Origin of the sequence: Actinomyces viscosus, assembly GCF_900637975.1 — a bacterium.
Classification (GTDB): domain Bacteria; phylum Actinomycetota; class Actinomycetes; order Actinomycetales; family Actinomycetaceae; genus Actinomyces; species Actinomyces viscosus.
Map to the genome: position 1 here is coordinate 1,780,683 of NZ_LR134477.1, position 21,891 is coordinate 1,802,573.

Annotated in this window: 17 protein-coding genes; 5 read left to right on the forward strand and 12 right to left on the reverse strand. The window is 69.6% G+C overall.

Translation table 11 applies throughout. From position 1 onward, the window contains the following. The 4 genes from EL340_RS07560 to EL340_RS07575 all read right to left on the reverse strand — a co-directional run bounded on the left by EL340_RS07560 (position 1) and on the right by EL340_RS07575 (position 5,990). Positions 1–1,305, reverse strand: a complete 1,305-nt coding sequence (locus EL340_RS07560) for a nucleotide sugar dehydrogenase (RefSeq protein WP_126414100.1) — start codon at positions 1,303–1,305, stop codon at positions 1–3. A 100-nt stretch (positions 1,306–1,405) separates the two neighbouring features. Further along, complete coding sequence (locus EL340_RS07565) at positions 1,406–3,619, reverse strand: DUF6541 family protein (protein ID WP_126414101.1); 2,214 nt, start codon at positions 3,617–3,619, stop codon at positions 1,406–1,408. Then, positions 3,616–4,863 (reverse strand): glycosyltransferase, encoded by a 1,248-nt coding sequence (locus EL340_RS07570; protein WP_126414102.1) that lies wholly within the window; start codon positions 4,861–4,863, stop codon positions 3,616–3,618. Before EL340_RS07570 ends, EL340_RS07565 begins: the two co-directional genes overlap by 4 nt. Continuing rightward, a complete protein-coding gene (locus tag EL340_RS07575; protein WP_126414103.1) occupies positions 4,860–5,990 on the reverse strand; it encodes a glycosyltransferase family protein in 1,131 nt (376 codons plus the stop codon). Before EL340_RS07575 ends, EL340_RS07570 begins: the two co-directional genes overlap by 4 nt. Before the next feature lie 284 nt (positions 5,991–6,274). Here EL340_RS07575 and EL340_RS07580 point away from each other — a divergent pair, with 284 nt between their 5' ends. Beyond that, positions 6,275–7,984: an asparagine synthase-related protein gene (locus EL340_RS07580; protein WP_126414104.1), complete on the forward strand. Its 1,710-nt coding sequence runs from the start codon at positions 6,275–6,277 to the stop codon at positions 7,982–7,984. On the opposite strand, the gene EL340_RS07585 is transcribed toward EL340_RS07580, so the two are convergent. Beyond that, entirely contained in the window at positions 7,935–9,122 is a 1,188-nt protein-coding gene (locus EL340_RS07585; protein WP_126414105.1) for a glycosyltransferase, read from the reverse strand. The two genes, EL340_RS07580 and EL340_RS07585, sit on opposite strands and share 50 nt — an antisense overlap. A 303-nt stretch (positions 9,123–9,425) precedes the next feature. On the opposite strand from EL340_RS07585, the gene wecB reads away from it, so the two are divergent. Beyond that, entirely contained in the window at positions 9,426–10,508 is a 1,083-nt protein-coding gene (gene wecB, locus EL340_RS07590) for a non-hydrolyzing UDP-N-acetylglucosamine 2-epimerase (RefSeq protein ID WP_126414106.1), read from the forward strand. A gap of 189 nt (positions 10,509–10,697) precedes the next feature. Here the strand turns inward: wecB and EL340_RS07595 are convergent, their stop codons facing one another. The 6 genes from EL340_RS07595 to EL340_RS07620 form a co-directional block, all read right to left on the reverse strand. Next, on the reverse strand, positions 10,698–12,296 hold the full coding sequence (locus EL340_RS07595; RefSeq protein WP_126414107.1) for a hypothetical protein: 1,599 nt from the start codon (positions 12,294–12,296) through the stop codon (positions 10,698–10,700). A 32-nt stretch (positions 12,297–12,328) separates the two neighbouring features. Next, on the reverse strand, positions 12,329–13,657 hold the full coding sequence (locus tag EL340_RS07600; protein ID WP_126414108.1) for a glycosyltransferase: 1,329 nt from the start codon (positions 13,655–13,657) through the stop codon (positions 12,329–12,331). A 79-nt stretch (positions 13,658–13,736) separates the two neighbouring features. Next, positions 13,737–15,089 carry a lipopolysaccharide biosynthesis protein gene (locus EL340_RS07605; protein WP_126415376.1) on the reverse strand — a complete coding sequence of 451 codons (1,353 nt, stop codon included), beginning with the start codon at positions 15,087–15,089 and terminating at the stop codon, positions 13,737–13,739. Between the two features lie 59 nt (positions 15,090–15,148). Then, positions 15,149–16,219: a Gfo/Idh/MocA family protein gene (locus EL340_RS07610; RefSeq protein ID WP_126414109.1), complete on the reverse strand. Its 1,071-nt coding sequence runs from the start codon at positions 16,217–16,219 to the stop codon at positions 15,149–15,151. A 1-nt stretch (position 16,220) separates the two neighbouring features. Then, positions 16,221–17,354, reverse strand: a complete 1,134-nt coding sequence (locus EL340_RS07615; RefSeq protein WP_126414110.1) for a DegT/DnrJ/EryC1/StrS family aminotransferase — start codon at positions 17,352–17,354, stop codon at positions 16,221–16,223. Beyond that, positions 17,354–17,992: an acyltransferase gene (locus EL340_RS07620; protein WP_126414111.1), complete on the reverse strand. Its 639-nt coding sequence runs from the start codon at positions 17,990–17,992 to the stop codon at positions 17,354–17,356. Before EL340_RS07620 ends, EL340_RS07615 begins: the two co-directional genes overlap by 1 nt. A gap of 251 nt (positions 17,993–18,243) precedes the next feature. Between EL340_RS07620 and EL340_RS07625 the strand changes: the two genes are divergently transcribed. Both EL340_RS07625 and EL340_RS07630 read left to right on the forward strand, forming a co-directional pair. Further along, entirely contained in the window at positions 18,244–18,960 is a 717-nt protein-coding gene (locus EL340_RS07625; protein ID WP_126414112.1) for a glycosyltransferase family 2 protein, read from the forward strand. Between the two features lie 38 nt (positions 18,961–18,998). Next, the gene (locus EL340_RS07630; RefSeq protein ID WP_126414113.1) at positions 18,999–19,424 is read left to right on the forward strand and encodes a DUF2304 domain-containing protein; all 426 of its coding nucleotides are present in this window, start codon (positions 18,999–19,001) and stop codon (positions 19,422–19,424) included. 23 nt (positions 19,425–19,447) lie between these two features. Here EL340_RS07630 and EL340_RS07635 read toward each other — a convergent pair whose 3' ends face one another. Beyond that, positions 19,448–20,287: a glycosyltransferase family 2 protein gene (locus tag EL340_RS07635; RefSeq protein WP_232022924.1), complete on the reverse strand. Its 840-nt coding sequence runs from the start codon at positions 20,285–20,287 to the stop codon at positions 19,448–19,450. Positions 20,288–20,619: 332 nt separating this feature from the next. On the opposite strand from EL340_RS07635, the gene EL340_RS07640 reads away from it, so the two are divergent. Continuing rightward, positions 20,620–21,885 (forward strand): LCP family protein, encoded by a 1,266-nt coding sequence (locus EL340_RS07640; protein ID WP_126414114.1) that lies wholly within the window; start codon positions 20,620–20,622, stop codon positions 21,883–21,885. Positions 21,886–21,891: the final 6 nt, after the last annotated feature.

Consider the following 21,891-nt stretch of genomic DNA (forward strand, 5'->3'; position numbering starts at 1 on the left):
TCACTTGCCTCCGCCGATGGTCAGGCGGGGCACACCGGTCCACCTGTCGGCGTCGGTGGCGCGGCGCCCGTCCAGGAGGAGCCTCAGCCCGGGCAGGTCGGCGGGGGTGAGCTCGCGGTACTCGGGGTGGTCGGCCTGGACGATGGCGACGTCGGCCTGCTCCCCAAGGTGGTAGGGGGTCCAACCGAAGCCGGCCAGCTCGTCGTCGGTGTACATGGGGTCGTGGACGAGGACCTCGGCGCCGGCCTCGCGCAGGGCCTCCACGGTGGGGAAGACGCCGGAGAAGGCGGTCTCCTTGACCTTGCCGCGGTAGGAGGCGCCCAGCACGACGACGCGCAGGCCCTCAAGCGAGCCGAGCACCTCGGTGGCCCGGCCCACCACGTAGGTGGGCATCGTGGCGTTGAAGGAGCGGGCGGTGCGCACCACCGAGGCGTCGGGGTCGGTGGACAGGTACAGGCGCGGGTAGACCGGGATGCAGTGCCCGCCCACCGCGATGCCGGGGCGGTGGATGTGGGAGTAGGGCTGGGAGTTGCAGGCCTCGATGACGCGCTCGATGTCGAAGCCGGCCTTGTCGGCGTAGACGGCGAACTGGTTGGCCAGGCCGATGTTGACGTCGCGGTAGGTGGTCTCGGCGAGCTTGGCCATCTCGGCGGCCTCGGCGGTGCCCATGTCCCACACGCCGTTGGGGCGAGGCAGGTCGTCGCGCTCGTCGAAGTCGAGGACGGACTCGTAGAAGGCGATACCGGCCCGGGTGCCGGCCTCGTCCAGTCCGCCCACGAGCTTGGGGTAGCGGCGCAGGTCGGCGAAGACGCGGCCGGTGAGAACCCGCTCGGGGCTGAAGACGAGGTGGAAGTCGGTCCCCTCCCTCAGACCGCTGATCTCCTCGATCATGGGCTTGAAGCGGCCCCGCAGGGTGCCCACGGGCAGGGTGGTCTCGTAGGAGATGAGGGTGTCCGGGGTCAGGTGGGCGGCCAGGGAGCGGGTGGCGTCGTCCATCCAGGCGAAGTCCGGCTCCCAGCTGGCGTCGTCGACGAACAGCGGCACGACGAGGACGATCGCGTCGGCCCCGGGGATGGCCTCGGCGTAGTCGGTGGTGGCGCGCAGGGCGCCGTTGCCGGTGGCGGGGCTGAGCTTGGCGAGCTTGTCGGCCAGGTGGGCCTCGCCGGGGAAGGGCTCGATGCCGGCGTTGACGGCCTCGACGACGGCGGGGTTGACATCGACCCCGATGACCTCATGGCCCTTGTCTGCGTACTGGACGGCCAGGGGCAGTCCGATCTTGCCCAGGGCGACGACGGCGATGCGCATGCGGGTTGGTCCTTCCGTGGCTTCTGGCGTGGCGGGTCCACCATACTCGTTCGTTCACGCTGCCCGGCCGGCGGCCGGGCATCCTGCCTCACTCGCCGCGCTACTGCTCCTCGGAGGGCCAGCACAGGTCGATGCGGTAGACGGCTGCGGATCCGCCCTGGTCCACGAGGGTGAAGCCGCTGGAGACGTCGACGTCGTAGAGCCCCGGGCGCAGCTTCTGGTTGTTCACGCCGTTGAAGCGCTGCGGCTCGTCGCTGTAGAAGTGGGTGATGCCATGGCGGCGCACGATCTCGCACACCTGCGGGTCGAAGTGGAGGTCACGGAAGTGCGTGCGCAGGTACAGGCCGTCGGTGTCGCTGTCCGCCTGTCCCGCGAACATCCACACCGGGCTGCGCCCGGCCAGGAAGGGGAGCATGGCGGTGCCCGCCACAGGGTCGCCCAGCACGTAGGCGTCCGGGGGGAGCTCAGTGCTCAGACGCGTGATCATGGCCATCTCCTCGGGCGAGGCCACCATACGGGACTGTCCGTACTTCGGGGAGAAGGCGCCTCTCACGTCCGCCATGACGGCGGACATGCTGCTGGCGGCCCCCAGGGCGAGAACGAGTGCTCCAACCACGACGGGGCTGCTCATGATGAGCCGGGCGGCCGAGGCCCATCCCCCCGCGTGCTTGAGCCGTTGCGGCCGGGCATCCGCGGCGTTCTCGTCGCCGTCCTGAGCACGGGCACCGGTCTGCGGGAACCACCGACGCCACCACGCCATAGACCAGCCGATCAGCGCGTCCAGCCCGAGCGAGACGAGGAGGAGCGCGGGAACCACCGTCATGGCCTTGATCCGGTGGGGGTTGTTGTAGAACACGCCGGTCATGGCCGACAGGACGGGGACCGGGGCCAGCGCCGCCAGGATCAGCAGCATGCAGGCGACCCAGGCCACCACGATGCCCCGGTGGTGCCTGCGCAGGTAGGCCAGCAGCGCACCGAGAACGCTCAGGCAGGCCATGATGATGTAGGCGGCGCGGATCTCCCAGCCGCCTCCGCCGTAGTAGAGCAGGAACGGGATGACCAGCTTGGCGAACAACGGCTCCCAGCTGCGGTCGGGGCGCCTGCCGAAGTGCGCCTGCTGCGGTCCGGGCGCCATGACGAAGACGGCGATGGCCAGAACGACGAGGATAGCGGCGCTCAGCAGGATGATGCCGCGTCGTCGGGCGGCACGGTCCTGCTGACGCACCCCCCGGATCCCGGCCAGGACGATCCCCATCCAGGCCACGGCGGCCAGGGGCCAGCCGATGATGATCGCGGTTGCCGGATGCGTGACGACCGAGCCCATGACCGCGGCGACCGGTGCCGCGAGGACGATGATCGTGCGGCGTCGGCGCCCCACGGTGACCAGCCAGGCGGCCCGACGCCAGGCGGCCACCGCCCAGGCAACGGTGGCCGGGCAGGCCGCCAGGGCCAACGCGTACGGCCACACGGCCGTGTCGGTCAGGAGCCGGATGGGGAAGATCGGGGTGAGCGCGCCGGCCCCCAGGACGAGGTACACCGAGCCCCGGATCTCCGGGAGGATGACCCGGGCCAGATAGGCCATACCGATCAGCCACACGAGCGGCACCACGAGCAGGAGGGTGTTGGTGGCCGGGACCACCTGGTCCCAGCCGACCGAGGCGAGGGTGACGATCTCGTGCCACACCATCGGGTAGAAGGAGTGGTGGCCGTCCATCCCGAACATGCCCGCGTTGCCGTCGATCATCGAGGCGTTGCCGGTGTGCTCGATGAGCCAGGCCTGGTTGTAGTGGTAGAGGGAGTCGGCGGACTGGATCGGGATGTTGGGCCCGGAGCCGGGCAGGATCGGCAGGATCATGACGATCCAGGTGACCGCGATGGCCGCCCACATCAGTCGTTGGGAACCGAGGATGGAACGGGTATCGGGCATCTCGGGCTCGCCCGGCGCCCCCATGGCGCTGGAGTACGGGGTGGGCGCCGGGAGCCCGTGAGGCGCCGGTTCGGGGGCGAACCAGGTGCGCACGGTGAGCACCTGTCCCTTGCGTCTGACCCACAGCCAGCGCCCTACGGCGACGACCGCCGCGCACAGGAGCAGGTAGGTGATGATGGTGGGCAGGTGCCACCACACGCCCAGTGCGCGGAAGACGACTCCCCCGAGCCCCATGAGCAGGAAGGTCAGCGCCGGGGCGCAGGCGATACGCGCCAGTCGGAAGCGTGCGCCGCCCGCGACGAGGAGCAGCCAGCCCGGCAGGAAGGTCGCGACGATCAGCGCGACCAGCAGTGGCAGGGCGGACATCCAGGTCACGATCCAGCTCATGCGCCGCGCACCACCGTCCGCAGATGTCGCGCCACGGCCTCGCCGGTGGCTCGCAGGGAGCGGTGGTCGCGCACCCAGGCGTGCAGCCGGCGGGCCCGGGAGGCGCCCCGGTCAGCGACCTGGTCGGCGACCTGGTCGGCCTCGTCGAGCGCCTGGCTCATGGCCCGGGCGACGTCGTCCTCGGTGTAGTCGGCCACCCACCCCAGCTCGTGGGTGGTGACGTCGTCGACGACGGGCCCCACCCCGGCGTAGACCACCGGCACCCCGCAGGCCAGGGCGGCCAGCACCTTGGTGGGGTAGGCGAAGTCATAGCCCTGCCCCGGGCGGATGGACACGAGGCTCGCGGCGGCGCCCCGCTGCCAGCGGGCGGCGTCGGAGGCATCCATGAGGCCGTGCATGACGACGGCCGGCGCGCCGTCGGGACCGGGTTCCAGCGTCGAGGCGACCTGGGCGATCTTCTCCCAGTCCGAGCCCTGCCCGATGTAGAGGATCTGCGCGGTGGGGTGGGTGCGCCGCACCTGCCCCAGCGCGGAGGCGAAGATGTCCGCTCCCTGCCATTCCGACGCCGTGCCGGCGTAGATGAGGTAAGGGCCGGTGATCCCCAGCTCGGCGCGCTCCTCGTCGGAGGGCAGCTCGCCGGCGGGCTCGAAGACGTCGGTGTCGATGCCGTTGGGAACGACCACCACGTTGCGGGCGCCCAGGGCGCGGGCGCGCTCGGCCACCTCCTCGTTGATCGCGATGACGCACCTGGCGCCCCGCATCGCGTAGGACTCGGCGGTGCGCACCACACGCACCACCGCCTCCGGTGCGCCGGTGGAGGCGGCGGCGTCGGACCACACGTCGGGGGCGTACCAGACGTAGGGCAGACGGCGCAGCGCACAGATGGTTCGCGCCACGACACCGGTCGTGGGCGGCGGCTCGACCAGGACAACATCCGGCCGGGAGGCCAGCCCCAGGCGCAGGGCCAGGGGCACATCGAAGGAGAGGTAGGGCAGGTAGCCGCGCAGGTAGCCGCTGGCGTCCCGCAGGGCGGGCCAGCGCGAGACGCGCACGCCCTGCGGGTCATCGACCTGCGGGGCCGGTTTCCCGTCGCGCCCGGGCACGGTCGTGGTCAGGGCCCGCACCGGTACGCCGTGGCGGGCCAGGGCGCGCTCGACGCCGTCGAGCCGGAAGGAGGCGGCGGCGGCCTCGGGCAGGTGGATACGGGTGGCCAGCAGCGCCCCACCTCGTGGGAACCGGGTCATGACTTCCTCTCTGTCTCGCCCAGGACCTGGGCCACGGTGCGGGCCCGGGCCTGCCAGGTCTGACCGGGCAGGACCGCGCGCATGCGGCGGCGCACGGCCTCGATCTCCTCGGGAGCCCCGCGCAGGCGGCTCAGCAGGCGGCTCAGCGCGTCGGCGTCGTAGTCCAGGACCCAGCCGATCCCCATCTCCTGGACGAGGCGACCGGTCTGGGTCCCGCGCACGGCGATGACGGGCAGCTCGTGGGCCAGGTACTCGTAGAGCTTGTAGGGGACCGCGAAGTCCCAGTAGGGATTGGGCTCGGTGAACAGGACCCCGAGGTCGGCCCGCCGGTAGAGGGGCAGCAGCTCGGCCCCGGAGAGGTGGACGACCTCCGCTCGGCCGGCCGGCAGGAGCGGGGCGTAGTGGTCGCGGCTGGCCTCCCAGGTCTCCTGGCGCACGCACAGGGTGATGCTGGTTCCGGGCGTGGAGGTCACGGCCCGAAGGCAGGCGTCGAGCCGGTAGTTGTCCTGAAGGACGCCGACGAAGAGCAGCTCGAGGTCCCCACCACCGCGACCGTCCCCGTCATGGGCGCCGCTGGACTCGACATCGGGCGCCCCCGGCGGCAGAGCGCTCATGCGGGCCGGGTCCACGTACGGGACGTGGCGGGCCATGGCCTGGCTGGGCAGGAAGAGGTGGAGGCCCACCTTGTCGAAGGCCATGAGCTCGCTGCGGTAGGCGGCCTGGAGACCGGCCTCCAGGAGCGGGTTGATGCCCTCGCGGAAGCGGGGGAAGCGCCAGTAGACGTCCCGGTAGAAGACGCCGACGGGCACTCCGGAGCGCTGGCAGTGACGGAAGAAGGCGGCGTCGAGCACGGGGTGGACCGGGAGGTGACGCGGCTCGGTCAGCGCGTTGGGGATGGTCGCGTTCTCACTGTAGACGAGCTCGATCCTGTCTCCGGCGGCGATCGCCTCCCTCACCCGAGCCATCGCCCGCCGCCGCTGTGCGGCGTAGCCGGTGACCTCCATGACCCGGTAACCGAGGTCGGCGAAGGCCTGACGCATTGCCACAGGACGCAGCATGGAGGCGGCCACCCGGTCCGGCTGAAGCGGAAAAGGAGCGTGGAAGACCATGAGCCTGTCTGCGCTCATGACATCACCTCCGTCTTGTGCATGGACCCTGAGACGGCCCGCAGTGGGCAGGACCTCCGAGCCACGGGATGCTGAGCGATTATCTCGCGCCCCATGGACACCAGTGGACGCTCCTCTATTGTCGGGCAACGTCGGAGGCCAATGGACTCCGGCGGGCGTCATCCGCGTCACGTGTCATGACTGTGACACACTGACCGCCGGCAGGCGGCGCCGACGCACCGCGACGCCGAGACCGCATCGGCCTCACGGACCGGTCGAAGGATTTCAAAGGATTGAGGACAACGGTGAGCGTTATCGAGGTCGAGCTTCGGCTGACGAACCCGCAGTGGCAGCAGACCGCTCCGTCGGATGGCACCACCGGATCCCTGTGGGTGCGTTGCGACATATTCTGCCCCGATCCGACCGATCCGGAGGTCCTCGTCTCCCACCCGGGGCGCCTGACCGCCATCCGGGTCAACGACGATGAGGTGGTCCTCGCCCAGGACCGGCTGCGCTCCTGGCCCCTGTTCTGGGCCCTTGAGGACGGGGCCGACGGCGGCCGACGGCTCATCGTCAGTGACGACGCCACCGCGATGCGCGGCGCCCTGAGCGACCCCCGCCTGGATCCGCGGGCGCGCCGTGAGCTCCTGGACGCGGGGTTCGTCTCCGGCACCGACACGCTGCTGGTCGGCGTTCACCAGACCGAGCAGGGCGCGATCGTTCGCATCGACCGCGCCACCGGCCGGGCCCGCACGGCCAGCTACGCCCTGGCGCGGTTCTCCGAGGAGTCCGACATGGTCGTCGACCCCGAGGAGTTCTCCGACCTGCTCCTGACGGCGCTCGACGCCGGCATGGGCCGGGTCCTGGAGGAGCTGGCGGCCCGCCCGGGCTCGCCGCGGCTCGTGCTGCCCCTGTCGGGCGGACTGGACTCGCGGCTGCTGGTGGCGTGGCTGACGCTTCACGGCGCCCTGGACAGGGCGGTGGCCTTCACCTACGGGCGCCCCGGAAGCCGGGAGGTCGAGGTCTCGCGGAAGGTGGCCGAGGCGGTGGGGCTGGAGTGGCACGCCGTCGACTACGTTCCCTCCGACCTGCGCGAGGCCTGGCAGACGCAGGAGGCGGCCGACTTCCTGGAGTACAGCTACGCCCTGGGGGCCCTGCCCCACGTGCAGGACTGGTACGCCCTGCGCAGCCTCATGGCCAGCGGTGCGGTGCGTCCGGGCGACGTCGTCCTTCCGGGGCACACGATCGTGGGCAACATGCACGACGAGCACCTGCTGGAGGAGCCCGGCGTCACGCGCGGCCAGGTGGCCAAGGCGATCATCGTCCACCACCAGGAGCTCCAGGGGGACCAGCGACGTGCCTATGCCGACCCCTACCGGGCGGCGAAGGTCCGGGACTTTCTGGCTCTGTGGCCCTTCACCGGCAGCCCGCGCGACGTGCAGAGCATTCTGGAGTCCTACAACGTCCGCGAGCGCCAGACCAAGTACATCAACAACTCCATGCGCGCCTACGAGCACCTGGGGCTGGAGTGGGCGCTGCCCATGCTGGACGTGGAGTTCTGGAACGCCTGGCACCGCGGCGCCGTGGAGCTGACGGCCACGCGGGACTTCTACGCGGTCCTCATCGCGCGCCTGTGGGCCCGGGCGACCGCCCTGGCAGACGGCGCCGGGGCGGAGGCCATCGAGCCCACCGAGGACGCCGACCTGCCCTACTTCGCCGCCACCGAGGTCAGCGAGGAGACGCGCTCGCGGCTCAAGTCCGCGCTGTCGCGCCTTCACCTGCTGGGTCTGGCTGAGCGGACCTTCTCAGCGTGGGCGACACTGCACTCGACCATGTCCTTCGAGGCATTCATCACCGACACCTCCCTGCCGTCGGCGGCCGTCCAGCTCATGGGCGGGCGCAAGCTCCTGGGCTTCTGGACGCGCGCCTTCCTCAACGACACCTGGTGCCGACGGTGCCGGCTGTTCACCGACCTGCCCGTCGCCACTCCCGCCGAGCTGGAGGCGCAGCAGTGAAGGCGCTGGCGACCTCCTCGTGGAGCCGGCGGTAGGCACCGCCCACCTGGGCCGAGGAGAACCTGTCCCCGATGGTGGCGGCGATGGACGCCGCGCCGCGGGGGGCGAGGCGCTCGACGGTCTCGACGACGGCGTCGGCCCACTGCCCGCTGTCGGCCCCCAGGGGCAGGACCGTGCCGTTGGCCTGCGTGACGTACTCGGTCTGACCTCCGGCGTCGGAGACGACGACGGGCCGCCCGCTCGTGATGGCCTCGGCCGCTGAGACGAAGAAGTTGTCCCCACGGGTGGGGCCGATGAAGACGTCGGCGCGGGCGAGCTCGGCGCGCACGCCCGCCGAGTCGAGGTTGCCGGTCAGACGGGTGCGTTCGGCCAGGGAGGGGTCGGCGGCCAGGCGCTCCTCGATGTCGGCCCGCAGCGGCCCCTCCCCCACGAAGGTCATCGTGGCCGGGCGGCCTCGCGCGGTCAGCTCGGCGAGGACGTCGAGGCAGGCCATGGGGTCCTTGCGCTCCACGAGCCCGCCCACTGTGACCATGCTGATGCCGTCGGTGCTCCCGACGCCGTCGGGGCTGTCACCACCGGGAAGCTCGGCCACCGTGTCCTGGGGCTCGACGATGCAGGGGACGACCGCGGTGGGCAGGCCGCGCCGCAGGGCGCGGATCGGGGCGGCCAGGTACTCGCAGACGGCGGTCACCAGGTCGGGGCGGGCCAGACCGTGCCCGACGACGGGGATCGCGGCGCGCAGGGCGGGGCCGAGCGTGTCGGGGTTGGTCAGGCCGGACCAGTGCTCGGTGTGCACCCAGGGAAGGGTGAGGGCCCGGGCGTGGTCCAGGGCGGTGAGCGGGAGAAGGGAGCTCATCGCCATGGAGTGCAGGACGTCAGTGCCCTCGAGCGCCGGACGCAGCCGGCCGGCGGCCCGGGCAACGGACAGGGGGCTGGAGGGCTTCATGGGGATGGACAGGACGCGCATGCCCTCCAGGGTGCGGTGACGGGCGCCGTCGTCCTGGTGGGGTGGGACCAGGTGGATGATGCGCACATCCTGCCCGGCGTCGCGGATCGCCGCGCTGTCGCGCAGGACGAAGGAGCCCGAACTGGGGGCCCGGTCGGTGGGGAGCCAGGTGGTGACGACGGTGACGCGCATGCCTCCCATGCTAGGGCCTATCGCTCGGCAGGAGTGTGGCCGTGTGAGGGCCTGGCTCGGTGCACGCGTTCGAGCTACGTGATGGTCGCTGGAATCCCGTGAGGTCAGGTGGCACGGATCCACCTGGGGTGGACACCCTGGCCGCCGACGGCGCCTGCGGCCGGTCGTGTCGCGCCGGGCTTGATCGGCGCCACCTCAGGTGGCCGGATGTGAGCGCTGGTTGCGCAGCCCATACGGCACACCAGCGCCCCGCCGCCGATCCGAACTTGGGTGGGCGGCCGCTGCGGCCCGTAGGATCGGCCCATGCGCGTTGTCTCCGTCGTCGGGGCCCGGCCCCAGTTCGTCAAGCTCGCCCCGGTGGCCCACGCCATGGCCGCGGCCGGGGTGGAGCACGTCATCGTCCACACCGGGCAGCACTACGACCCCATGCTCTCCGACGTCTTCTTCACCGACCTGGGTATTCCGGCGCCCGACGTGCACCTGGGGGTGGGCTCGGGCGGGCACGGGGCCCAGACCGGGGCGATGCTCGCTGCGCTCGACGAGACCCTGCCGTCCCTGTCTGCGGACTGGGTCCTGGTCTACGGGGACACGAACTCGACGCTGGCCGCGGCTCTGGCGGCCGTCAAGCTGCACATTCCGGTGGCCCACCTGGAGGCGGGGCTGCGCTCCTTCAACCGGGCCATGCCTGAGGAGATCAACCGAGTCCTGACCGACCACGCGGCCGACCTGCTCCTGACGCCCACCGCGGTGGGGGCCGAGCACCTGGCCGACGAGGGGCTGGCGGGCAGCACCGTCGTCGTCGGCGACGTCATGACCGATGTGCTGCTCCAGGTGCGCGATCGGGTCTCGGGCTCTCCCAGCCCGGTCATGGAGGAGCTCTCCCTGGCCGAGGGCGCGTACTCCCTGGCCACTATTCACCGCGCCGAGAACACCGACGACGCCGAGCGCCTGGGGGCCGTCCTGGACTCCCTGGCCCGGGTGGACCATCCCGTCGTCATCCTGGCCCACCCGCGCCTGGTGGCCAAGTGCGCCGAGCACGGCCTGCCCCTGGAGAACCGGGGGTCGTTGCTGGTTCACCCGCCGTTGGCCTACCCCGACCTCATCGCCTCGGCGCTTCACGCCCGCGGTGTCATCACCGACTCCGGCGGGCTGCAGAAGGAGGCCTTCCTCCTGCGGGTCCCGTGCACCACGGTGCGCCCTCAGACCGAGTGGGTGGAGACGGTGGAGCTGGGCTGGAACCGGCTGGTCGAGCCCGGGGACGAGCTGGTGGAGGCCGCCTCAAGGCCGCGCCCGGCCGAGCCCCGGGAGGCCGACGCCCACCCCTACGGCGACGGTCACGCCGCCGACCGCGTCGTCCAGGAACTCACCGCCCACCTGCCCGGCTGACCTTCCGGAGCCAACGGCACATGGCAGGCACTCTCCCGGCACACCAGAGCCGGGCGGCCGGACCTGAGCTTACTTCTGCGCGCCTCGAGAACTGCGATTCGTCTCGAGGGCATACTTCCCTTGTCGGCAACTGCTAGCCGACATCAGTTGTCGACAACAAAGCGCAGTCCTCGCGAGAAAAGTACGTTCTCACTCCCCCTCCCCCTGCTTTCCGGCGCCAGAGCCAGACTCCGGCACCGTAGGCAAGGTCACCTTCACCACCTCAGACAAATACTTCCTCAGATTCGTCGACTCAACCTGCCCATCGTCGCGACCACGATTCACAACGCACTCTTTGGGTACTACTAAATTCGCCACTGCAGCCAGCTCATCAACAACCGGTAGATTTACGTCAGAATATGAACCGACTTGATTCCTCGTTGCTTGCAGCGCCTGATCCACCCAGACCCCCATAACACAGCGCAATCCAATCACAACTTCCAAGCGCTCCCAGAACCTAGAAGGACACCGTCTCCGGCGCTCCGATTTTATCGTAAACGCAAGAATCGCCCTAACACACCACCACAAAAACAAGACAACTACTACATTCTTAAAAAGAAAACCGGGCATGACATACCACTGAAACCACCAGATCAACGCCGAAATAAGTGCAATATATACAACCTCAACAACTACAGCAACGTCACTCTTTCCTGCCGAAATAATCCGACACCTTACCCCAAGCATCCACACCAGCATTGCTTCAGGCAGCAGACACACAAGAATCATATATAGAAGTACTTTGAGATTTACCCCCGCACCCGCAAACCCGGACTCAACGAACGCCACCAATACAAGAACAACGAACACCGTCGCAGTTCCCCACACCCCCGAAAATCTCACCACATAATGCCACTTCCACTTAATATCCTCCACGCAGAGCGCCCTCAGCACCCTCCAACTAATAGTTGATCTCACTCGACCACCATTGCTATTGTTAAATGTACTGTCAAAGAAATTGAAGTATCTCCACTCTCCGAGATTTGCCAGACTCACAAGAGCCTCTACGTACCCCTTAATGGTTCCGATCTCACTTTTCGGAACGAATGCAGGTAAAGTTGCGACAACAACATACATAACAGAAAGGAATATCAGAAATACCCTACTGACTCCTGGCCATCCAGCATATCCAGCCAGCAACCCATAACTCACGACAACAGCACCATAAAGACTAGAAAGAACCACCAGCAAACCAAAGGCCCAACTCTCCCGAGCAGAGTCTTCAAGTATTTTCTGGAGCCACGCACGATGAAGACTGGGGTCCGTCGGCAAGTCCCTAGACCGCCAGCTCATCCCCCTCAAAGTAAGGGCAATCGCCGCAATACCGGCCAATATGGCAAGAGACCCCCCGACACCTTGATTATATGCGGCCTCATCAACACCCTCAAACAAACTGGAAACAACATTTTCATAAGGGACATTCAACCAAAACTTCAAAATTACACCAGTGACGACCAGGAACAACGCACTACACATCACCACACCGAAAACAGCCCCAAAAATACCCGGATTCGACGAGCGCACCCTCTCCTGACTTCGATAAGTACGACTGCCGGCCATAACCTCCACCCCCTTTTTACCCTCGGCGCCATCACTGACTCGCGAATCCTGACGACGACGCCCACTTCGCTTTTTTTCCTGAGACTTCTTACGTCTACTCTTCCCCATGGGTCCAGCATATCTACCGCGCAGTACGAACCGCCAGGTTTCGACGAGCAGAAGCATCGCCCTTAAATCAACAGGCATCACCTGCTGATTCAACTATTGAAATCGCCCTGAATTCAGTCCTCAAGGGCGATGAGGCCCTCGACGAACTCGCGGTACTGGCGCTGGGCGTCGGACATCTGGGCCCAGGTGGAGTGCGCGTCCCGGCTCATGGCCGCATACTCCTCATCACTGAGGTCCATGACGGACTCGATGGCGTCGGCGATCTGCTCGGCGGTCGTCTCCACCGGAATGAGCCGACCGTTCTCACGATCGTGGACGATCTCCCCGGTGCCCCCGGCGGCCGTGGCCACCACCGGCAGCCCGGCGGCCTGGGCCTCCATGACGGCCACCGGCACGCCCTCGCCGTCGGAGCAGTTGAGGAAGCAGGAGAAGTCCGTGGTGGCGTAGAGCTCACGGACCTCGGCATTGGTCAGGTGCCCGGTGAAGGTGACCGGGGTGGAGGCGATCTGCTCCTCGGCCCGCGCCCGCATGGCGGCCAGGCGCTCGGCGTCGAACTCACCGATGTGGGTCCAGGTGACCCTCCGGCCGCGTCGCTCCAGCTCGGCGACGGCCTCCACGATGAGGTGGACCCGCTTGTAGGGGGCCATGTGGGAGCAGGAGACGAGCTGGAAGGGCTCGGTCCGGCGCCGCTCGTGGCGCGGGGCCGCCGGCACACCCAGGCGACGCACCTCGATGTTGCCCGCCTTCGGGAAGCGGCGGCGCAGGAACCCGGCCGCGTACCGTGAGATCGGGTAAACCTTGTCCACCGCCCGCATGACGAAGCGGCGCGAGGGGACGTATCCGCGCGGCGCGTCGTCCTCGTCGACGTCGTAGGCGTGCGCCCGGGAGACGACCTTGACCCGACGTCCCGCCAGCTCGCGGCGCCGCAGCATGCCGCCCAGCGCCGCCCCGGTGAAGAACCAGTAGGAGTAGATGGTCAGGTGCCCGGACCGCTCCAGACCGAGGCCCGGCAGGAGCCGACGCATCCGGCTGTAGGCGCTCAGGGCGATGGCCGCGAAGCGCACATCCATCCCGAAGCGCCCGAAGCTCTTCCACGGCGGCGTCTCCACCATCCGCTCCCGTCCCAACAGGATCCGCGGGGCGCGCAGGACCGCGTGGAAGCGCCAGTCCGGCAGGCGGGAGGCCGGAAGCAGGGCGCAGCGGGCGTTGGCCGGCAGCTCACGGGTCTGGCGAGCCCCCTCGCTCAGGCGCACCGGTACGACGACGACCTCGTCGTAGGCGGCGCACAGCGTCTCGATCTCCTGCTCGAGGAACTCCTCCCCCACCTCGTAGGGGTAGAAGTCGGTGAGCAGGAGCAGGCTGCGTAGCCCCTGCCGGCCGCCTCGCCCGACGGGCGCACCAGTCGGCTCCGTCTCGGACCTGCGGGGCGTGGTGGGCGTCATCTCTCGCTCTTCCTTCCGGTTCGGCGGGTCCGGTCACGATCGGGCACTATGCCCCGCAACCAGTGTGCCCGAGGCGTCCTCAGCTCGCGTCGTCTTCCGGCCCTCCGGAGACGGCCGACGACGCAGCCCCCTCCTGCGCGTCCTCCTGGCCCGTGCGCCCCTCCCGGTTCTTCGCCTCCTGGAAGCTGCCCACGCGCTTGCCGGCGTCGAACTGCTTGGCGGCGTGGTCGGCCAGAGCGGTGTTGGCCACCAGCAGCCCGGCCATCATGGCGCCCAGGACGTAGCAGGTGGACAGCAGGTCCAGGGGGGACCATTTCAGCCAGGCCAGAGGAAGCGCGGTGTAGAAGACGTTGAACCCCAGCATCCAGTCCTGGTGCTCGGTGACGATGAAGAGATTCGAGATCGGCGAGGTGATGAGCATCATGAACAGCCAGGGGGTCAGCGCGCGGGCGAAGCTCCCGGACTCGGCCCACTGCGAGCCGAACAGCAACGGGAAGATCCACGGCGAGAGCACGTAGATGAGCGCGAAGGGAACGATTCCGATGAGCACCGCCCGCCTGATGGTGACCCGGACCAGCGGACGCATCTGCCCGGGCTCGATCGTGGAGAGCTTCTGGAAGAAGACCCTGGCCACAGCACCGTTGATGAGGATGAGTGGGGCGTCGAGGACCCCCCACGCCATCTGGAACTGCCCCAGGGAGGAGATCGAGTAGCCCGAGATGAGCAGGGCGATGCCGTTGGTCCGCAGCGCGTCCCCCAGGGCGTTGGGACCGTTGAGCAGGGGCATGCGCCGGTAGCGGCGGGCCACCCAGCGCAGGGAGGGCGCGCCCTCGGGAAGCCGACGCCACAGCTCCTTGGCCTGGCGTCCCAGGTTGGCGAAGGCGAAGAGCTGGCCCGCCGTGTGCCCGAGCACCAGCCCGGGCATTCCTCCCAGGCCCGCGACCCCCAGGATGAACTGGCCGCCGGTCAGGCCGATCTGCTGCTCGGCCTGGTTGACCGCGATCGTACGGTAGTCGCTGTTGCGGTTGAACCAGTACTTGAACAGCTCCACGCCGGACATGAGGAAGGTGGTCAGACCCACCATCGGCATCCACAGGGCCACCTCGTGCCCCCACTGCCGGGTGATGACACCGTTGAGCGGGAAGGACAGCACCGTGGCCAGCAGCGAGACCACCGTCAGGCACACCATGCCCAGACGGGCCACGCTCAGCGCCTCGGACTCCCGCTTGGGCAGCATGATCGCCATGTCGTAGCGCAGTGCGGCGACCGCCACCAGGATCGAGGCCACCGAGATGTAGGTGCCCAGCAGCCCCATGTCGTGCGGGGTGTAGACCCGGGCCAGGACGATCTTCATGAGGAAGGTGACGCCCTGGGCCACCGCCGTGCCCGTCACCAGCGTCAGGACATGGCGCAGGAACGGTGAGGACTCCATGACCGAGCGGACCCGGGCGAGCAGCCCCGCCACGGGTCCGACCGGTGCGGCCGAGCGGTTCAGAGCTCGACCGTCCGGTTCTCGCTGGCCGAGGTCAGGACCGCCTCGACGACGTCGAGCGTGGCCACGCCCTCGGCCATGGTGACGTGGCGCTGGGCCACGCCGCGCACGGCGTCGCGGAAGTTCTCCTGCTCCAGGGCCAGCGGCTCGCGCTTGGGGATCGCGTAGCGGATGACGTCGCCCTCGCTGACCCCCCGGAAGACGGCGACCTGGTCCCAGGTGGAGGCCACCGTGCCGTTGGCGTGGAAGGTGAGGTCGCCCGTGAGGGTGTCGGCCACGAAGGCGCCCTTCTCACCGGTGACGATCGTGATGCGCTCCTTGAAGGGCGTGAGCCAGTTGACCTGGTGGCTGACGACGATGCCGCCCTCCAGCAGACCGGTGGCCACCATCATGTCCTCGGTCTGACGGCCGGAGCGGTGGGTGACCTGCGCGGCCACGGAGGTGTAGCGGGCGCCGGCCACCCAGGCGGTCAGGTCGATGTCGTGGGTGGCCAGGTCCTTGACGACGCCGACGTCGCTGATGCGGGCCGGGAAGGGGCCCTGGCGGCGGGTGAGGACCTGGTAGACCTCGCCGAGCTCACCGGCGTCGAGGCGCTCGCGAAGCGCCCGCAGGGCGGGGTTGCAGCGCTCCACGTAGCCGACGGCGCCCACGAGCCCGCGCTCGGCGAAGGCGGCGGCCACGCGGCGGCCCGCGGCCGCGTCGTGAGCGATGGGCTTCTCCACCATGGTGTGCACGCCCGCCTCGGCCAGGGCCAGGGCGACGTCCTCGTGGTAGACGGTGGGAACGGCCACCATGGCAGCATCGAGCCCGGCGTCGATGAGGGCGTGGACGTCCGGCAGGACCGGCAGCTCACCGGCCACGCCGAAGCGGTCGCCGCCGGGGTCGGCCACGGCCACGAGATCCATGCCCTCGGTGGCGCGGATGACCCGGGCGTGGTGGCGCCCCATGGAGCCCAGGCCGATGAGGCCCACGCGCAGGGGGTTGTCGGCCGTGCCCTTGTCCGACAGGTAGTGGGCGCCGGGCAGGCCGGTGGTCGTGGCCAGGCCGTCGAGGGCGACGTTCTCGCACATGTCAGGCGCCCGCCTTGACGGTGGCGGCCACGGCCTGGCCGATGCGCTCCAGGTCGGCCTCGCTCAGCGAGGGGTGGACCGGCAGGGAGAGGCACTCGCGGGCGGCCCTCTCGGTGCCGGGCAGCTCAAGGCCCTCGGCGTAGCGGGCCAGGGAGGCCAGGCGGTGGTTGGGGATCGGGTAGTAGACGCCGCTGCCCACCTGCCACTCCTCGCGCAGGGCGACCTGGACGGCGTCGCGCTCGGCGGCCGTGGCCCCCTCCAGGCGGATCGTGTACTGGTGGTAGACGTGCGTGTAGCCCTCGGGGACGTAGGGGGTGACGACGCCGTCCACCTCCGCCAGCTCGGCGTTGAGGCGCGCGGCGTTGGCCTGGCGGACGGCGGTCCAGTCGGCCAGCCTGGTGAGCTGGACGCGGCCGACGGCGGCGGCCACGTCCGTCATGCGGTTGTTGAGGCCCACCAGCTCGTTGGCGTACTGCTGCTCCATGCCCTGGTTGCGGATGAGACGGCAGCGGCGGGCCAGCTCGGCGTCGGCCGTCGTGATCATGCCGCCCTCGAGACTGGTCATGTTCTTGGTGGGGTAGAAGGAGAAGGAGCCCCAGGCGCCGAAGGTTCCCACCGGCTTGCCGTCGATGGCGGCGCCGTGCGCCTGGGCGCAGTCCTCGAAGACGGCCAGGCCGTGGCGCTCGGCGATGTCGAGGATCTGGGGCATGTTGGCGGGCAGCCCGTAGAGGTGGACCACCTCGATGGCCGCCGTGCGCTCGGTGATGGAGGCCTCGACGCTGGCGGGGTCCAGGGTGAAGGTCACCGGGTCGATGTCGGCGAAGACCGGGACGGCGCCGCTGATGGCCACCGAGTTGCCGGTGGCGGCGAAGGTGAAGGAGGGGACGATCACCTCCGGGGCGGCCCCGGCGCGCTCCCCCAGATCGCTGGCCAGGGTGGCCACGTGCTGGGCCGAGGTGCCGGAGTTGACGGCCACGCACTCGACGCCGTCGACGACCTGGGCGGAGAACTCCTCCTCGAAGGCCTTGACCTGGGGCCCCTGGACGACCATGCCGGAGGCGAGGACGGCGTCGACGGCCTCACGCTCCTCCTGCCCGATGATCGGCTTGGCGGCGGGGATGAACTCGCGTGACATCAGTGGGTGACCTCTCGGATGGTGATGGACTCGGGGCCCGACTCGGTCCCGGTGCCGGATTCTTGGTACAGGGTCCCGGTGACGGGGCAGCGCCAGCGCCGGAGGCCGTCGGGACCGGGATCGGCGGGAGTGAGCGGCTCGCCGGCGCGCCCGACCCAGCCGATGCGGCGGGCCGGAACCCCGGCGACCAGGGCGTGGGCGGGGACGTCCTTGGTGACGACGGCGCCGGCGGCCACCGTGGCCCAGGCGCCCACGTGCACCGGGGCGACGCACACGGCGCGGGCGCCGATCGAGGCGCCCTCGTCGATGGTGACCCCCACGGGCTCCCAGTCGTCGGCCGACTTGCGCGTGCCGTCGGGGTTGACGGCCCGGGGGAAGTGGTCGTTGGTCAGGGTGACCGCCGGGCCGATGAAGACGCCGTCGGCCAGCCGGGCGGGCTCGTAGACCAGGGCGTAGTTCTGCACCTTGCAGCTGTCCCCCATGACCACGCCCTCACCGATGTAGGCGCCGCGGCCCACGATGCAGTCCCGGCCGAGGACGGCGTGCTCGCGAACCTGGGCGAGGTGCCAGATGCTGGTGCCATCTCCGAGGGTGGCGTCCTCGGAGACGTCGGCTGACGGGGCGATTCGGGTAGCCACGGCGACTCCTGTGCGGACGGCCCGGGCCGCCCTGACGGTCGAGTGAGGCCGGTCAACCTGCTGGTTGCCGGGGCCGTGCCACTCCGGTCGCCGGGGCGGCGGGCGCTGCACGACCGGCCCCATCCTAGGGGACGCGCCGGTCTCAGACGACGCCGGGACGTGACCGGAACGAGACCTACCCCACCCGGGCCCGGAGGTCCGGGGCGTCACACACCGGACGGAGCCCAGTCGTCGCGTGCGAGAATGCAGCGGTGACTACCTCCAACGCGACACGGGCCGACGAGCCCGTCCCGGTGCCTCAGATCACCGACGCCTGGCTCGTCATCCCCCTGTACAACGAGGCGACCGTCGTGCGCGAGGTCATCTCCCAGGCCCGCGAGATCTTCCCCTACGTCGTCGTCGTCGATGACGGATCCAAGGACGACTCGGCCCGGGAGGCGGCCGCCGCGGGGGGCATCGTCGTGCGCCATCCGGTCAACCTCGGTCAGGGCGCGGCGCTGCAGACCGGTTTCTCCTACGTCCTGGAGAAGACGAACGCCGACTACGTCGTCACCTTCGACGCCGACGGCCAGCACTCCGCGACCGATGCCGCCGCCATGGTCGCCGCGGCGCGCGAGGAGGGGCTCGCCGTCGTGCTCGGGTCGCGGTTCCTGGAGGGACCCTCCCCGGTCGGCTGGCTCAAGCGGCTCGTCCTGCGCACGGCCGCGGCGGTCAGCTCCCGCACCTCCGGCATGCGGCTGACCGACGCCCACAACGGCCTGCGAGTCATCCGCCGCGACGTCCTGGCGCGCCTCGACCTCAAGCAGAACCGGATGGCTCACGCCAGCGAGATCATCCGCCAGATCGGCGCCACCGGCCTGCCCTGGCGCGAGTTCCCGGTGCACATCGTCTACACCGAGTACTCCCGCTCCAAGGGCCAGTCCCTGTGGAACTCGGTCAACATCCTGGTCGACCTGCTCTTCTCCTGAGCACTCTCTCCTGAGCCCGGCACGGAAGGCACGGACCCATGATTCATCAGTTCGCCACCCAGGTCGTTCCGACCACGAACCACCAGTTCTTCATCCAGGCCGCCCTCATCGTGGCCGTGGCGGCCGTGGGCTGGATGATGCTGCGCACTCCGGGCGGAGCCCGGCATCAGGCCGGCCGACGGTTGGCCACCCTGGCCTTCGTGGCCTTCGCCATCTTCACCATCGCCTTCCCCTCGGTGACGACCTCGATCGCGCACCGGGTGGGGGTCGGACGAGGCGCGGACCTGCTGCTGTACGCCCTGGTCATCGCCTTCCTGGCGCAGATCCTCTCCTCCTTCCGCCGCAACGGCGCACGCGAGCGGCAGATCACGCACCTGGCCCGGCGGATCGCCCTGGACGAGGCCCCCGAGCCGCCCGCCGCGGCCAGGCTCACGCCCGAGCACGAGGCCCCTCGCGAACGGTGAGCCGGTAGCGGGCCCCTGCCCCGTCAGCGTCGAGAGGCCCGGACCTCGAGCTCCTCGCGCAGGCGCAGCCCGCCGGAGAGCACCCAGCGCACCGGCGCCTGCCACGGCGCGTCGTAGACCCCCGACAGGTAGTGCCGGGCCGATGCGTGGTGGGCGCGGATCATCTTCTCGGGGCGGGCCTTCCAGCTCGCCCCCTGCTCGTGGATGACGACGGAGTCGTAGACCTGCACGTTGAGCCAGCCGGCCCTGCCGACCCGCTCGCCGAGGTCCACGTCCTCGAAGAACATGAAGTAGTCGTCGTCGAATCCCCCCAGGCGCCTCCAGGCGGCCGCCGGCAGCAGCAGGCAGGCCCCCGAGAGCCACCCCACCGTCCGCGACCCGCCCGAGCCCGAGTGGTCGGCGGTGTGGTAGGCGGCGGAGAAGGGGTTGCTCGGCCATATCCTGCCCAGGACGGCGTGACCGGCGCCCTTGACCAGCGAGGGCAGGGCGCGCCCGGAGGGGTAGACGGTGCCGTCGGTGTTGAGCAGGAGCGGCCCGAGGCAGCCGGCCGTCGGGTTGGCCAGGCCCGCGTCGATGAGGGCGTCGAGGCTGCCCGGCTGCCAGACGAGGTCGGGGTTGGCCACCACGACCCAGTCCTCCTGAAGGTCGGCGGCCGCCAGGTTGGCACCGGCCCCGTAGCCGAGGTTGGTTCCGTCGCCGACGACGCGGGCGCCGTGGCGCTCGGCCGCGGCGGTGACGACGTCGTGCTCGGTCCCGTTGTCGGCGATGACGACGGTGAGCCGACGCGCCGTCGCCGTGGCCAGGGAGGCCAGGAAGCGCTCGAGCTCCTCACCCGGGTTGAAGGCCACCGTCACCACCCGCACGCTCTGATCGTCGGGAGCGTCGGGGACCAGCGCACCTTCCGAGGGCCGTTCCGACAAGCTGTCCGGTTGGCTGTTTTCACCAACCGGTCGTCCGTCCGTCTGTCGCTCAGGAGAGGCAATGGCCTGAGGGGCGGAGGGCTCGCCTACCGGATTCGGGGTGCTGCCGGGAGCGCTTGAGGCAAAGGCTGGCGTGGGTTCCACAACATTGGTCACGGAAAGAGCCTAGCGCTGTGACCGACGTGAGAGGCTTCACCCCTCTCGGGACGAATCTCATGCAACAGGTGTAGGAAGACCCATATAGATCTCCCCAGTGATTCCCTATCATCGCTCCCGTGCCTCAGTTCAGTAAGCCGCGCGCGCGGCACTCCTCCAAAGAGCTCGGACGCCGCCTGGCCCGCCGAGCAGGGCTCAGCGTCCTGGCGGTGATGCTGTTCGTCGTCTCGGCCGCGGGCTTCGCATGGCACAACATCCAGTCGCGTATCACCTGGTACAACGTCGACAGCATCCTCTCCGAGGAGGACCGGCCCGGCACCAAGCCGCCGGACAGCTATGACGGCCGGGCCGTCAACCTGCTGGTCCTGGGCACCGACTCCCGTTCCGGGGACAACAACGTGGACGGTTCCGAGGGCAGTGACGAGGTCTCCGTGGCCCGCTCCGACACGGCGCTCGTCATGCACATCTCCGCCGATCGCAAGCGCATTGAGGCCGTCTCCATCCCCCGCGACACGCTGGTGGACATCCCCGAGTGCACGAGCCTCGACGGTGAGACCACCGGCGCCGAGGAGGACGGCCAGTTCAACTCCGCCTTCGCCAACGGAGCCGGCACCGGCAACGACAAGAAGGCCGTCGCCTCAGGGGCGACCTGCACCCTCAAGACCGTGGAGAAGATGACGGGCATCCGCATCGACGACTTCGTCGTCGTCGACTTCAACGGGCTGTCCAAGGTGGTCGACTCCCTCGGAGGCGTGCACGTGCAGGTGGACGAGGCCATTGACGACTCCGAGTACACCGGTTTGCAGCTCGATGCGGGCTGCCAGAAGCTGGATGGCCAGACCGCACTGCAGTACGCCCGCGTCCGCCACGGCGTCGGCGACGGCTCGGACATCTCCCGCATCTCCCGCCAGCAGAAGCTCATGAACGCCATGGCCTCCAAGGCGCTGTCCTCCAACGTGCTCACCCAGTCCGGCTTCCTGACCAGCACCCTGGAGACCCTCACCACCTCGGAGCACATCGGCCAGATCGGGAACCTGTCGGGCCTGGCCTACTCCGTCCAGGGCGTCGGCATGGACAAGATCAACTTCATCACCATGCCCAACGAGGCGGCGGCCGACGAGAACCGCGTCATTCCCACCGAGAACGCCAAGAAGGTCTGGAAGGCGCTCAAGGAGGACAAGCCTGTTCCCGCCGACGCCGCAGCGCCGGCCACGACGGACGCGGGCGCCGCCACGGACGGCTCCGCCGCCTCGCAGGAGGCCCCCGAGGGGGCTGAGGCCGATGAGGGAACCACGGCGCCGGCGCCCCAGACACAGGCGCCTCAGACGGGCTCCTCCTCCCAGCAGCCCGCCGCGAAACCGAGCGCTCAGACCTGCCCTGCCTGAGGCAGA

Bases quoted from the DNA above. Each gene is read 5' to 3' on its own strand.
- EL340_RS07585 (WP_126414105.1), bottom strand. From the start codon at position 9,122: ATGCGCGTCACCGTCGTCACCACCTGGCTCCCCACCGACCGGGCCCCC.
- EL340_RS07560 (WP_126414100.1), bottom strand. From the start codon at position 1,305: ATGCGCATCGCCGTCGTCGCCCTGGGCAAGATCGGACTGCCCCTGGCC.
- EL340_RS07565 (WP_126414101.1), bottom strand. From the start codon at position 3,619: ATGAGCTGGATCGTGACCTGGATGTCCGCCCTGCCACTGCTGGTCGCG.
- wecB (WP_126414106.1), top strand. From the start codon at position 9,426: ATGCGCGTTGTCTCCGTCGTCGGGGCCCGGCCCCAGTTCGTCAAGCTC.
- EL340_RS07600 (WP_126414108.1), bottom strand. From the start codon at position 13,657: ATGACGCCCACCACGCCCCGCAGGTCCGAGACGGAGCCGACTGGTGCG.
- EL340_RS07615 (WP_126414110.1), bottom strand. From the start codon at position 17,354: ATGTCACGCGAGTTCATCCCCGCCGCCAAGCCGATCATCGGGCAGGAG.
- EL340_RS07605 (WP_126415376.1), bottom strand. From the start codon at position 15,089: ATGGAGTCCTCACCGTTCCTGCGCCATGTCCTGACGCTGGTGACGGGC.
- EL340_RS07570 (WP_126414102.1), bottom strand. From the start codon at position 4,863: ATGACCCGGTTCCCACGAGGTGGGGCGCTGCTGGCCACCCGTATCCAC.
- EL340_RS07630 (WP_126414113.1), top strand. From the start codon at position 18,999: ATGATTCATCAGTTCGCCACCCAGGTCGTTCCGACCACGAACCACCAG.
- EL340_RS07575 (WP_126414103.1), bottom strand. From the start codon at position 5,990: ATGAGCGCAGACAGGCTCATGGTCTTCCACGCTCCTTTTCCGCTTCAG.
- EL340_RS07610 (WP_126414109.1), bottom strand. From the start codon at position 16,219: ATGTGCGAGAACGTCGCCCTCGACGGCCTGGCCACGACCACCGGCCTG.